This is a genomic window from Sphingobacterium pedocola (genome assembly GCF_015209965.1).
In the GTDB taxonomy this organism is placed as follows: domain Bacteria; phylum Bacteroidota; class Bacteroidia; order Sphingobacteriales; family Sphingobacteriaceae; genus Sphingobacterium; species Sphingobacterium pedocola.
The window spans coordinates 58,248-71,349 of the sequence record NZ_MU158690.1 but is presented as its reverse complement, the minus strand read 5'-3'; the positions used below and the strand labels follow the sequence as shown (position 1 = coordinate 71,349).

Below are 13,102 nucleotides of genomic sequence, written 5' to 3'. Positions count from 1 at the left end.
TTCGATAGACACAAAACAATTGTCAGCGTTTAAAGTTGTTTTCAAAAAAATTACATCTTTTCAAAAAAATTAATACCTTTAGAAAAAATAATACCTTAATACAATGCAAGAAGGAGTAGTAAAATTCTTTAATGAAACCAAAGGTTTCGGTTTCATCATTCCAAATTCTGGAGAGAGCGAGATTTTCGTTCACGTGTCAGGATTAATCGACAAAATTCGTGAGAACGACAACGTGTCTTACGATGTGGATCAAGGCCGCAAAGGTCTTAACGCGGTAAATGTAAAAGTTATCTAACAGATTCTATATATATTTATTGTGAAAAGCCCCTATTCAAAACTTGAATAGGGGCTTTTTTACGTTTATCTCGTTCTTTTAGATCTGTGTATTGTTGTCGAGGGGATTATTGGGAGCAGGTGGTGGGTTGGTGTATGGTTTATTGGGATCCTGATATGCCTCACGTTGTCCGGCAAAGGGGTCTTGATTTTCGTCCGCTTTGGGATCTGCTCCGTATTCATTGTTTCCGTGATCGCCTTCTAATATGAATAGGTACAGCACATAAATTACCCCGATACACGTTAAAGCCCAAAGTAGATTCCAGCCAGACCTTCCCGTGTCGTGAAGGCGTCGTATACCTACTGCGATGCCCGGAATAAGTACGGCGAGCGCATAGATGGAACTTAAAATCCCATTCTGGCTGTACCAAGGAAGGCCTTCGCCGCCAATCGAGAGACCAAAGAGCTGATCTATTGTCCTTAGGATAACACTACCAATGATAAAGTTTACTAGCGTAAACATCCAGTATTCTTTACGGCGGGCACGACCATTAAAATTAGCGTAGTTGTCGCGGACTACTTTTAAGTACCATTCCATAATTGTGATAATTTAAATTTAAAATTGATATTAAATATCGAAAATCATTTGTAAAAAGACAAATATACTTTCGAATAACAGGGTTTGTTTAAAGCAGTATTAATAATGACTTTCAAAAAAGAAGGTCAAATAAAACTACGTATACTACAACGCGGCGGCTTGAAAATTGTTTTGTTCTATTTTGATGATTTTTAGAAGTGACGAACTCTAGCAGAAACCTAATGAAATATTTCTTCTAAAATATACAGCGAATTAACTTCTCCAAAGTTTTCGGTGTGCAGACGGTAAAAATCTGTTATTTTTTGCAGTAAATAAATCCTATCTGCATGTTTCATTTGAAAGTGATGAGATGCCTCATAGCTAGCCGTGAGTATATTGTGGAATATCGTTGTATGCGGTTCCTGTAATACATGTTGATGCGGGGGGAGTGAATGGGTAAACACCCCGTCCATCAAATCAAAAAATGGTTTCTGATCTTGGTTTACGGTAGGCAAAAAGCCGAGAAACTTGCTGAGTTTCATTAAAAAACTGAGATGGAAATTGGCTAAAGGGCTTTCCGTTTCATCGAGCCACAATATAGATTGCTGTATGAAGTGGAATAGTTGCGGATCAGGCTGTTGGTGTTTCAATACTTTATATAATACCTCATTAAGAAAAAGGGCTAATGAGCTTTTTACAATATTTAACGGTATTTTATGTAATGTAGGGTACTGTTGTGCCTCTTTGATTCGCTGCAGGGCATTATTGTCTTTGTGATAGACTACCAGCTCTAGCAGATGAAGTGGTTGAAGGATGTTGATGTGGATCTTGGCTTTGGGTTTTCTGGCGCCATTAATCAAATAAGACTGTAGGCCCAAGTCTTCTGTAAATATCTGGGCTACTACACTGTTTTCCGAATAGTTGGTGACTTTGAGGGCAATTCCTTTGGTCTTCTGAAGCATAATTTACTCCTTTTCTCTCCTTCTTTGTAAAATAGCGCGGCGGTCCATTTTGCGGAAAAAACTATACATGATAAGGAGAAATCCCATTCCGAATAGAATCACACCAAGCGGCATAATAATTTTGTAGATGTTATTTTCGTTTTCCATAAGGATATTGCCGCCATATGAAGCCGCGATACCGGTTGATAAAAGAAGAATTCCACGTAGTAGATATTTGTTCATTGTGAATTGTTGAAAACTATTTTGCCTTCTGTAGACAAATATAATATTATAAAAGATATACATTTGCGAGAAGAGCCGATTATTGAATTATTATTTCAAATAATTCTTATTTTACTGTTGTATATCACAAAAAAAATTTAGATATTTGCAAACTCTTTGCAGAGAGTGCAAAGGGATAATTTGTGTAAATAGACAAACATTAAAAATAAATATCATGTCAAGAATTTGTGATCTAACAGGCAAAACGGCATTAACAGGAAATAACGTATCTCATTCGAACGTTAAGACTAAACGTAAATTCTACCCGAATTTGCAAACTAAGCGTTTTTATATTCCTGAAGAAGATCGTTGGATAACTTTAAAAGTGTCTACATCTGCTATTAAAACAATTAACAAGAACGGGATTACTTCGGTTATCAATAAGTTTATCAAAAAAGGATACGTTTAATAGATAATCGCCTGTTAAATTAAAAATATTCATGAACATTAGTCCTTCGGGATTTTAATAAAGTAAAATAATGGCTAAAAAAGGAAATAGAGTACAAGTAATCTTAGAATGTACTGAGCACAAAGAAAGTGGTCTTCCAGGGATGTCGCGTTACATCACAACAAAAAATAAAAAGAATACTACAGAGCGTTTAGAGTTGAAAAAATTTAACCCTGTTTTAAGAAAAGTCACTGTTCACAAAGAAATTAAGTAATCACGTTATTGATGGTCTAGTACCATTGATTTAAAATATTATACCATGGCAAAGAAAGCAGTTGCATCGTTACAAAAAGGTGGCGGTAAAGAATACACAAAAGTTATCATTACTACTAAATCTGCAAAAACTGGAGCGTATACTTTCAAAGAAAGTATGGTACACAATGACAACGTAAAAGATGTTGTCGCTGCGGGATCTAAATAAGCAGACGATATTCCTTTTTTTAAAGTTTTTCTTTAAAAACACGAAAAGCCGTTTTGGTATTGCACCAGAAGGGCTTTTTTAGTATGTTTGATTCCCCTAACCCCGAAGGGGAATACAGGATTTTGTGTTTTGGCTATGGTGCAAGGGGGATGACTTTTTACATTTTACGAATGGGATTATTTGATTTTTTTAAGAAAAAACAGGAAACTCCTGAAGCACAAGAGGCCTTAGATCGCGGATTGGAAAAGACTAAAGAAGGTTTTTTATCCAAGATTACAAAAGCTGTTGTTGGTAAATCGACAGTGGATGATGATGTACTCGACAATCTTGAGGAGGTATTGGTCACTTCGGATGTGGGGGTTACGACTACGTTGAAAATTGTAGAGCGTATTCAACAGCGTGTAGCCCGCGACAAATATGTAAGTACTGATGAACTGAATGGGCTTCTTAAAGAGGAAATACAAGATCTGTTGGCAGAAAATAACAGCGCGGATTTTGAACACTTCGAATATGGGAACCATAAACCGTATGTTATTATGGTGGTGGGTGTCAATGGGGTCGGTAAAACGACCACTATAGGTAAATTAGCACATCAGCTTAAATTAGCAGGAAATAGTGTAGTATTAGGAGCGGCAGATACATTTAGAGCCGCTGCGGTAGACCAAATCCAACTTTGGGGCGAACGGGTAGGCGTACGAGTAGTGGCTCAAGCCATGGGTTCGGATCCGGCTTCGGTGGCATTCGACACGGTACAATCTGCCCTAGCCAATGGCGACGATGTCGCTATTATCGATACAGCAGGCCGTTTGCATAATAAAGTGGGTTTAATGAATGAGCTTGGTAAAATCAAAACAGTAATGCAAAAGGTTGTACCAGGAGCTCCCCATGAAATTTTGCTGGTGCTGGATGCCTCTACCGGTCAGAACGCAATAGAACAATGTACGCAATTTACACAAGCCACGGATGTCAACGCTCTGGCGTTGACAAAATTAGACGGTACAGCGAAGGGTGGTGTGGTAATTGGCATTTCCGATCAATTCAAAATTCCGGTTAAATATATTGGAGTAGGTGAGAAAATTGGCGATTTGCAATTATTTAACAAGAAGGATTTTGTGGATTCACTATTTAAGTAAAATTATATTAACAAAGAAGTCAAAGCGCTTTTTGAGATAGGAACGTTCTTTCGGTGATTTCGCGGGAAGATTTTCGTTTTTTGGTAGTGTGTATAATAGCTCAATACGCATATCTCACTACACAATAATAGAATAATATGAGAACAAAATATGCAAAGGTTGCCCAACCGGTGAGTAAACCTCGTGTGAATGTCGTAACATTAGGATGTTCGAAAAATATACACGATAGTGAGGTGTTGATGGGACAATTGAAGGGCAATCAAATCGAAGTGGTTCACGAATCGACGAATATCCAAGCAAATGATATTGTCGTAATTAACACCTGTGGGTTTATCGACAATGCAAAGCAGGAATCAATAGATACCATTCTGCAGTATTCCGAACTTAAAGATCAAGGTAAAATAAATAAAGTAATTGTAACGGGTTGTTTGTCTGAGCGATATAAGCCCGAATTACAATCTGAAATTCCAAACGTAGACGCTTATTTTGGAACGAATGATCTTCCGGATTTATTATCCAGTATAGGTGCGGATTACCGACATGAACTATTAGGTGAGCGCCTGTTGACTACACCCTCTCACTTTTCGTATTTCAAAATTGCGGAAGGCTGTAATCGTCCGTGTTCATTTTGCGCTATCCCGCTTATGCGGGGGAAACACGTTTCTAAATCAATCGATGATCTCGTAAAAGAGGCGAAGTTCTTGGCTTCAAATGGTACGAAGGAACTTATTCTAATTGCACAGGATTTAACGTACTATGGATTGGATATCTATGGAAAGCGTAATCTTTCCGATTTAATGCGGCACCTTTCTGATGTAGATGGAATCGAATGGATTCGTTTGCAGTATGCCTATCCTTCCGGATTTCCGATGGATATCTTGGATGCTATGAACGAAAGAAGTAATATTTGTAACTACTTAGACATGCCATTGCAACACATTAGCGATAGTATGTTGACTTCGATGCGTCGTGGTACAAGTAAGCAAAAGCAAATTGATCTTGTTGACAAAATTCGGGATAAAGTTCCGGATATCGCTTTACGTACAACACTGATCTGTGGATATCCAGGAGAGACGGAACAAGATTTTCAGGAAATGTTGGAGTGGGTCGAAGAAACGCGTTTCGATCGCTTGGGTTGTTTCACGTATTCGCACGAAGAAAAAACACATGCGCATACGTTAGCGGATGATGTTCCGGAAGAGGTGAAGCAAGAACGTGTGGAAGCGATTATGGAAGTACAGCAAGGTATTTCTTATGAGATCAACCAAGAAAAAATAGGGAAAACGTTCAAGGTTTTAATCGACAAAGTGGATGGGGATTATTTTGTGGGACGTACCGAATACGACTCTCCGGAAGTTGATAACGAGGTCCTCATCGAAACGAAGGGAACTTACGCTCGTATTGGTGATTTCGTGCAGGTGAATATTCATCGGGCCGAGGACTTTGATTTGTATGGTACGGTTGTAAAATAGCTAGCTTAAAGTAATAAAAACCAGAATAAAACATTTGTAAAAAGACAGGAAGTTCGCTAAGTTTGTTATAGATTATTTTAACCATCTCATTACGATCATTATGACAAAGAATTTATCCTTCCTAAGCCTTGTGTTGGGTTCGTTATTAGTAGCGTGTGGCCCGAGTCATGTTGAACCGGAAGTAATTATTGATCCGGTTGAGGATATAGCGTCTCTTTCAGTTATTGATGTATCTAAACAAGCGTCCTTGCCCAGTCAGCTGTATATCGATGGACTGTTTGGCACGAGCGAGGGAATCACTATTGCAGGATCGTCAGATCAGCCAGCCGCATATGAAGACATTCAAGCGGGACTTCGTACATTTTCTATAGGAGATCATGAAGACACCGTTCGTATTAGCGAACATCAGTATTATACCCTAATGGTATTTGATAAGGACAGCGTACAGCTTACGGTTGATGCGCCTTATGAAGATAACAAATTTAATGTCCTGCAGTTAATACGCTGGAATCTTATCGGGGCTAATCCATCAGATTATAAAGTAGATATAATGGGCGATTCGTTGATACGTAATATTGAAGTAAACGCCTTCACCTATGTTCCTTCCGAGTCGAAAAAGGTAGAGCTAAAATTATATCACAAGAGTAATTCGAATACCACGGTCGGCACACAAGAGATTGAAATCGAGATGAATAAGAAGTTTACGGTGAATATCTTATATGATCCTGCTAAGGAAGAATATGGGTTTAACACGATTGTTCAAGCTTCAAAATAAGCTAATCTATGATTGCAATTGTCAAATAAATGATATAATTCGTTGTATAGACCTACCTTTTTAGAAAAATCTGTATTTTGTGTATCGAAAGAATATACATTTCCTCTATCGATAAATTTCAAAGGCTGAGGAGAGAACGATAAGGCCGCTTAGCGCACATGTATGCCATTAAAAATGGACATCGTGAATGCTAAGCATTTTATCTAAGTTTGTGCAAGATTTTAAAAAGGTAGATGAAAGCAACATATATCGACTACAAGGACACCAACAGTTTTTCCAAAACATTGCTCGCATATTTGGCAGCAGATGAGGAGTTAGCAAATTTTTATGGCAATTCTCCAGATATTTCGGGCTTTGCGAAGCAAATTGAGCTGAAGTCTTCTTTTACTTTTAACAATAGAACAATTCTAGTCGATCAACTAAAACGACAATATGGTACCGTGTTGGCAGATTCTCCGCAGGTGGCCGCCAACATTGAGTTGTTAATGGATCAAAATACCTTTACCGTTACCACAGGACACCAGTTGAATATTTTCACGGGGCCATTGTATTTTATCTTCAAAATTGTCACCGCGATACGTCTAGCTTCTGATTTAAAGAAAAGTTTTCCAGAGAAGGAATTTGTACCTGTTTATTGGATGGCGACGGAAGACCATGATTTTGAAGAGATCAATAATACACGTGTATATGGAAAAAAAATAGTTTGGGATGTTCCGCGCGTATCGGGTACCGGAAGGATGGATACAGGGAGTATGGAACAGGTCGTGCGCCAATATTGTTCGATGTTGGGTTTATCCGAAAATTCCACCAAGCTTACAGCGATAGTGGAAGATGCCTATCGTAAAGATAGATCTTTAGCAGATGCAACCCGTGTTTTTGCAAATGCACTATTTAAGGAATATGGGCTCGTCATTGTTGATGCCGATAAGCCAGCGCTAAAAATGCTCTTTGCGCATATTATTGAAGAGGACATCTTGTATGAAAAAAGCTTTCATGCCATTACGACGACTTCCCAATTGTTAGAAGAAAAAGGTTTTCAAGCACAGGTACACGCTCGAGAATGTAATTTCTTTTATCTGACGGACGATTTCCGGGAACGGATTGTCAGGAACCCCGATGGTAGGTTTGAGGTTTTAAATCAAGATATATATTTCACCGAAGTGGAAATAAAAGCTGAAATCCAATCTCATCCCGAGCGTTTTAGCCCGAATGTAGTTATGCGACCGTTGTATGAAGAAGTCATTCTACCTAATTTGGCCTATATCGGTGGTGGTGCGGAAATTGTTTATTGGCTTCAGTTAAAGGCTAATTTTGAGCAGTTTGGAGTTCCTTTTCCGATTCTAATACCCCGTAACTCGGCTATGATTACGGATGATAATGTAGCCGGTAAAATCTTTCGATTGGATCTCACGTTCAGGAGTATTTTCAGATCCACCCTTATCTTGCAGAATGATTATGTCAAACGACATACGACCCACCGTCTTAATTTAAGGGATGAATGGATGGAGATCAATGCCATATTCGCGAAAATCAAGCTCCGTACACATAAAATTGATCCGAGTCTTGCGCCGAGCGCCGAGGCCGTAAAGGCTCGTCTCAAAAAGGCGATGAACAACCTGGAAAAGAAACTTCTGAAAGCCGACAAAAGAAATCATGATGAGGCCCTAATCCATATTGAACGGGTTAAAGAGCGGTTATTTCCCGGAGGTGGTCTGCAGGAACGTACGGAGAATTTCGCAACACTGTATATTAAATACGGAGATGATTTGGTCAACGAGTTGGTGAAACATTTTAATCCGTTAGACTTTAAATTTACGATCCTGTATTAATAGAAAACTTCGGCCATCATACACCTTACACTTCCTCCTCCATATTTTTCGATGGTGTAAATAGGAGCGTGAATTATTTTTCCGAATTGTTCTAACAGATTTATTTGCTCTTCGGTATAGCTTTCGAATGCTTGTGAACTCATACAAATAATCGACTCGCCTTCCGTGGAACGTATCTCCAGAATGTTACCGGTAAAATAATTTAGTTGATCTATTGAAATCGGAATGACGGTCTTATTGGTTTCCTCAAAGCACTTTTGAAGCAGTTTTCGATGCTCCGAATTATGAATACTATCCCAACAAATTACGCTAAAATTTGTTCCTACAGAGAGCATGACGTTGGTATGATAGATCGGAAGCATCTTACCATCCACCTGATGCACCGCTTCAAAAATTACGGGACGATATCCGATCTCTTCACACCATAGCTGTACCAATTGAGGATGGGCTCTTTCGGATAAGGAACAGTAAGCGATTTTATGGATTCTATCTAATACCAGTACACCCGTACTTTCCAGATACATTCCACGTTCTTCATAGATTGAGTAGTCTTTTAGTTTTTCGAAGTTGAGACCAGCCTTGCTGAGCAGGCCTAAATAATTGAGGTTTCGTTCTTCCCTTCGGTTTGGCGCAAACATGGGATATTGAATGGCCGTCGCCCCCTGATGAAATGAGATTACATTATTGGGAAAGATACTATCAGGCGTATCCAGCTCTGCGTCGTTTTGTACGACAATCGTACGAATCCCATGTGTTTCCAATAAGACGACAAAGTTGTCAAACTCTGCCAAGGCAATTTCCTGTACGTTTACCTGTTTTCCTTCTTGCTGGAAATGATTGTTCACGGCCGTCTCTTCATTACGTCTGAAGGCGGTGGGTCTTACCAGTAAAATGGTATCAGTGGCTTGCATATCAATCGCGTGTTAAAGGTAGCGTAGAGCAGCGGAGTAACCCTTCCTGCTTACCGATTTCGTGATATGGGATTTCCTCCACAATAAAACCATGCTGTCGAAGCCAAGAATTCAGACGTGTAAATCTCTTTTCGGAAACAATGATCTCTGGACTAATAGAAAATACGTTTGAATACATTTGATACATTTCATCGGCGGTAATCTGGAATAAATTTTCGATCCCGAATAGATCTATGATCGTATTGTATTCGGATTCTTTTTGAAATCCCTCTTTGAAGATGATGGCTTGATGTGTACCGACTGGTTGAAAACAACAGTCCAAATGTAACGCATTCGCTCTGGCGTCGGTCATGGATTTGATCAGATCAAATTCGAGTACCGTTTTGTTGGGGAACAAGTTTCTGATAAAATCTACACCTTGTATATTCGTCCGTGCCGTATTGTACTGGGTATAGTCTTTCCCGCTGTAAGTGCCGATGAAAATGTGGTCATTCCATAAGATTACATCTCCACCTTCAATATGTACTTCTTTCGGCGGAACGATAAATTTTTCTGAATCGATTTGGCGGATAATATATTGAATCGCATTCCACTCTTCTGCCCGATCGGGAAGAATATTTGCTTTTATAAAATAGTCATCCACCACGAAGCCGATATCACGCGTAAAGATTTGATTTAGTTCGGGAATTAATTCCGGACGATAGACTTGGATTCCGTATCGTTGCAGTACTTCGGCAAAAGTCTGCATTTCATATATCATATCACTTTCGGTAGGATAGGTTCCGGCAATTATATGTTCCAATGATTTTGGATCGTATGCCTCGTCTACTGTGGGAACAGGTCCATTGCTTTTTGCTGTTCCAAGTATTACGGCCCTTAGCCTACTTGTCTCGTTTTTCACATTTAGCTTTAGCATAAAATTACTATAAAAAGGTCTTTCTGCTAAGGTAGGAAACAAAATCTGAATCAAATAGCACGTAGAAATTATTACGAATCTTCCTGAAATAGCTTAAAAATAGTATTAAAAAGCTAAGAATTTAGGGAAGTTTTAGAATTTTTTTTATTCGTGAAGCTAGGGAGCTGTCTAAAATTTCCTTCGCCGCTGCCTTTGGTGGTCGCTAAGTTCATGAACTTACTACGTTCGGCTTACAAGTGTTTAGATGTCACTGCGTTCAGTATGACAACATAAAAACTACATTTATTGTGAGAACGTGTGTTGTAGGAAATCTTCTTTTATTTCTACAAGAATTTTTTGAAAATAGAATACAATATCTTCAGATCCTCCTCGTTCAGGTTGGCTGTTGTTGTATCTTTTTGGATATAATGTATTTTGAACGCTTTAATCGCGGCATCTAGGTTCTTGACATCGTAACCAATAATGCGCAGCGCCAATCGGGGCTCGAAACCAAGAGGAGGAGTTTCCAAATAGTCATCATACCAAAATCCGAATCCCTTTTCTGCTAAGGTTTTCCAGGGAAAACGCGATGGGTCATTTTTGCGTGTAGGAGCATAATCCATATGGCCTATAAAATTAGCTTGGGGGATCTTGTAAGCATCTTTTAAATAGGCTAATAATTGAACCAAGGCATCTATTTGTATCTGTGGCCAAGGGTCTGTGGTTCCGTTGTTGTCTAATTCTATACCGATTGATGAGGAATTCAAATCGGTATCATTACCCCATTTTCCCAATCCGGCATGGTGTCCACGGTAATAATCGTTCACCATTTGTACAATTTTACCATTCCGTCCGATGACATAATGCGAACTCACAGCAGCCCTTTCACTGTGGAAAGTTTTTACCGTTTGTTCCAATGAATTTTGCGCGGTGTGGTGGATCATTACATAATTGGGTTTGCGTACACCAAAATTAATGGATGCAATCCATTCTTTATCTGCGGTGCTAATTTTTTCCAATTGCCCTATCACAGGACTTTCCTTATACACTTCAGCAAATTGCTTTGCTTTCTTTTTATACACTTTCTCGGTAGCTGCATATTTTCCTCCTCCACATGAAGACAAGATGAGTAACGCCGTGATGGCAGATAGAATGGAATGTGCTTTCATAGAACAAATATATTGAGTCTCAGGGATATTCTTGTTTATTAATATAATATTTGTGTAAATCTGTAACGGGGTCTAGAAGATAATAGGACTACTAATAAAATTTGCTGTATCTTTGTAGCGTGGCAGAGAAAACTAAGTTAGTGGATATCAGAAGTCTTTCGTTGGATCAATTGAAAGACAAACTTACTGAAATGGGTGAGCAAGCATTCCGTGCGAAGCAAATTTATGAATGGATCTGGCAAAAATCAGCGACTGATTTTGATGAGATGAGTAATTTGAGTAAGCCACTTCGCGAAAAGCTAAAAGCTGGTTTTACGATTAATTTTGTTTCCGTTAAAGCATCGCAGATTAGTGCAGACAGGACTATAAAAAGTAGTTTTTCACTTTACGATGGTAACATCATTGAGGGCGTGTTGATCCCGACTCCAGAGCGTATGACGGCATGTGTCAGCTCGCAAGTGGGCTGTAGCCTTACTTGTAAATTCTGTGCTACGGGGTATATGGACCGTAAGCGTAACCTCAATGCGGATGAAATTTACGATCAAGTTGTTTTGATCAGTAAACAAGCTGAAGAAAAATATGGACTCCCTCTTACAAATATCGTATATATGGGAATGGGGGAGCCGCTATTGAATTATTCAAATATGCTGAAATCCGTTGAGCGTATTACAGCAGCAGACGGATTAAATATGGCCGCGAAACGTATAACGGTCTCTACGGCCGGTATCGCCAAGATGATCAAAAAATTGGGTGATGATGAAGTAAGGTTTAATCTAGCGCTTTCTTTACATGCTGCAAATGACGAAAAGCGCAATGAAATTATGCCTATCAATGAGCAAAATACACTTCAATCACTTGCCGAAGCTCTTAAATATTATTACGCTAAAACTAAAAATCCGGTAACTTTCGAATATATTGTCTTTCATAATTTTAACGATGAGTTGCAAGATGCTAAAGAGTTGGTTCGTTTTTGTAAGCACGTGCCTTGCAAAGTCAATATTATAGAATATAACCCTATTGCGCTCGCTGATTTTGTAAATGCAGAAGCAGATAAAATTGATCAGTTTGCAACTTATTTACGTAATCAAGGGATTATTACCAATGTGCGTCGTAGCCGTGGAAAGGATATTGATGCCGCATGTGGTCAGTTAGCGATAAAAGAAGCAACAGCATAATTATTTATTGCTATCTTTAGTGAACTAATCGCTTAGAGATGTGATGATTCGTCAGTATTTTCAAGATGTTGTACGCTTGCTTTTCCCGAGTACCTGTGTAGGATGTGAGATTTCCCTACTGTCACATGAAGAATTGCTTTGTACCGAATGCCTATACCATCTCCCTTTTACTGATTTTCATTTGGATTCCGAAAACGCTACCGCCCGTCAGCTGTGGGGTAAATTAGACTTTCAGTTTGCCGTATCTATGTTATATCTATCTAAATCTTCTCGTGTAGAAAAGATAGTACATAATTTCAAATATGGAAATCAGCCGGAAATAGGCTATTGTTTGGGAAAAACATATGCACGAAAACTGGCGCAGGTTCCCGATATCGAACAGATCGATCTAATTTTACCTGTTCCGTTGCATCGCTCTAAATTGCGGAAAAGAGGATACAATCAGTCCAGCTATTTTGCAAAGGGCCTTGCTGAAGGGCTGGAAAAAGAATGGTCAGATAAATTGTTGATGCGATCAAAGGCGACAATAAGCCAGACGCAAAAGAGCCGATCGGATCGGTACAATAATGTAGAGAATATATTTTACATCAAAGACAAGGAGGCAATCAAAGATAAACACATCTTGATTGTAGATGACGTGTTAACCACCGGGGCCACGATCTCATCCTTGGGAAATGTATTGATCGATTTGGGCGCCCAAGTAAGTGTGGCGACTATGGCTCGAGCGTAGCCTATCTCTTTTTTCCGATTGGAGAAGGGCAATCACAGTCCTTTTTAAAAATGCCACAGGATTGTAAGCCT

General features: G+C 39.1%; 16 protein-coding genes. 10 read left to right on the top strand and 6 right to left on the bottom strand.

Annotation, left to right across the window (positions count from 1 at the left end; genetic code table 11):
* The first annotated feature begins 103 nt into the window (after positions 1–103).
* Positions 104–295 carry a cold-shock protein gene (locus C4F40_RS10575; protein ID WP_136818626.1) on the top strand — a complete coding sequence of 64 codons (192 nt, stop codon included), beginning with the start codon at positions 104–106 and terminating at the stop codon, positions 293–295.
* A 78-nt stretch (positions 296–373) separates the two neighbouring features.
* Here C4F40_RS10575 and C4F40_RS10570 read toward each other — a convergent pair whose 3' ends face one another.
* The 3 genes from C4F40_RS10570 to C4F40_RS10560 all read right to left on the bottom strand — a co-directional run bounded on the left by C4F40_RS10570 (position 374) and on the right by C4F40_RS10560 (position 2,034).
* Positions 374–871, bottom strand: coding sequence for a DUF805 domain-containing protein (locus C4F40_RS10570; RefSeq protein ID WP_196939374.1), 498 nt, complete (start codon positions 869–871; stop codon positions 374–376).
* 218 nt (positions 872–1,089) lie between these two features.
* Positions 1,090–1,812 (bottom strand): DNA repair protein RecO, encoded by a 723-nt coding sequence (gene recO / locus C4F40_RS10565; RefSeq protein ID WP_196939373.1) that lies wholly within the window; start codon positions 1,810–1,812, stop codon positions 1,090–1,092.
* 3 nt (positions 1,813–1,815) lie between these two features.
* Positions 1,816–2,034: a signal peptidase gene (locus tag C4F40_RS10560; RefSeq protein ID WP_196939372.1), complete on the bottom strand. Its 219-nt coding sequence runs from the start codon at positions 2,032–2,034 to the stop codon at positions 1,816–1,818.
* A gap of 214 nt (positions 2,035–2,248) precedes the next feature.
* Here C4F40_RS10560 and rpmB point away from each other — a divergent pair, with 214 nt between their 5' ends.
* From rpmB to bshC, 7 genes are all read left to right on the top strand, one after another.
* The gene (gene rpmB, locus C4F40_RS10555; protein WP_136818622.1) at positions 2,249–2,482 is read left to right on the top strand and encodes a 50S ribosomal protein L28; all 234 of its coding nucleotides are present in this window, start codon (positions 2,249–2,251) and stop codon (positions 2,480–2,482) included.
* Positions 2,483–2,552: 70 nt separating this feature from the next.
* The gene (gene rpmG / locus C4F40_RS10550; protein ID WP_002998409.1) at positions 2,553–2,735 is read left to right on the top strand and encodes a 50S ribosomal protein L33; all 183 of its coding nucleotides are present in this window, start codon (positions 2,553–2,555) and stop codon (positions 2,733–2,735) included.
* A gap of 45 nt (positions 2,736–2,780) precedes the next feature.
* Positions 2,781–2,942, top strand: a complete 162-nt coding sequence (locus C4F40_RS10545; RefSeq protein ID WP_196939371.1) for a DUF4295 domain-containing protein — start codon at positions 2,781–2,783, stop codon at positions 2,940–2,942.
* A 170-nt stretch (positions 2,943–3,112) separates the two neighbouring features.
* Complete coding sequence (gene ftsY, locus C4F40_RS10540; RefSeq protein WP_196939370.1) at positions 3,113–4,075, top strand: signal recognition particle-docking protein FtsY; 963 nt, start codon at positions 3,113–3,115, stop codon at positions 4,073–4,075.
* A gap of 137 nt (positions 4,076–4,212) precedes the next feature.
* Entirely contained in the window at positions 4,213–5,547 is a 1,335-nt protein-coding gene (rimO, locus tag C4F40_RS10535) for a 30S ribosomal protein S12 methylthiotransferase RimO (protein WP_196939369.1), read from the top strand.
* Between the two features lie 100 nt (positions 5,548–5,647).
* Positions 5,648–6,322, top strand: coding sequence for a hypothetical protein (locus tag C4F40_RS10530; protein ID WP_196939368.1), 675 nt, complete (start codon positions 5,648–5,650; stop codon positions 6,320–6,322).
* Between the two features lie 233 nt (positions 6,323–6,555).
* Positions 6,556–8,151, top strand: coding sequence for a bacillithiol biosynthesis cysteine-adding enzyme BshC (gene bshC, locus C4F40_RS10525; protein WP_196939367.1), 1,596 nt, complete (start codon positions 6,556–6,558; stop codon positions 8,149–8,151).
* Here bshC and ctlX read toward each other — a convergent pair.
* The 3 genes from ctlX to C4F40_RS10510 all read right to left on the bottom strand — a co-directional run bounded on the left by ctlX (position 8,148) and on the right by C4F40_RS10510 (position 11,126).
* Positions 8,148–9,062: a citrulline utilization hydrolase CtlX gene (ctlX, locus tag C4F40_RS10520; protein ID WP_196939366.1), complete on the bottom strand. Its 915-nt coding sequence runs from the start codon at positions 9,060–9,062 to the stop codon at positions 8,148–8,150. The genes bshC and ctlX overlap by 4 nt on opposite strands.
* A gap of 1 nt (position 9,063) precedes the next feature.
* Positions 9,064–9,978 (bottom strand): dimethylarginine dimethylaminohydrolase family protein, encoded by a 915-nt coding sequence (locus C4F40_RS10515; protein ID WP_196939365.1) that lies wholly within the window; start codon positions 9,976–9,978, stop codon positions 9,064–9,066.
* Between the two features lie 323 nt (positions 9,979–10,301).
* The gene (locus C4F40_RS10510; protein WP_196939364.1) at positions 10,302–11,126 is read right to left on the bottom strand and encodes an N-acetylmuramoyl-L-alanine amidase; all 825 of its coding nucleotides are present in this window, start codon (positions 11,124–11,126) and stop codon (positions 10,302–10,304) included.
* Between the two features lie 119 nt (positions 11,127–11,245).
* Here C4F40_RS10510 and rlmN point away from each other — a divergent pair, with 119 nt between their 5' ends.
* Positions 11,246–12,301, top strand: a complete 1,056-nt coding sequence (gene rlmN, locus C4F40_RS10505) for a dual-specificity RNA methyltransferase RlmN (protein ID WP_196939363.1) — start codon at positions 11,246–11,248, stop codon at positions 12,299–12,301.
* Positions 12,302–12,344: 43 nt separating this feature from the next.
* Positions 12,345–13,031, top strand: coding sequence for a ComF family protein (locus C4F40_RS10500; protein ID WP_196939362.1), 687 nt, complete (start codon positions 12,345–12,347; stop codon positions 13,029–13,031).
* Positions 13,032–13,102: the final 71 nt, after the last annotated feature.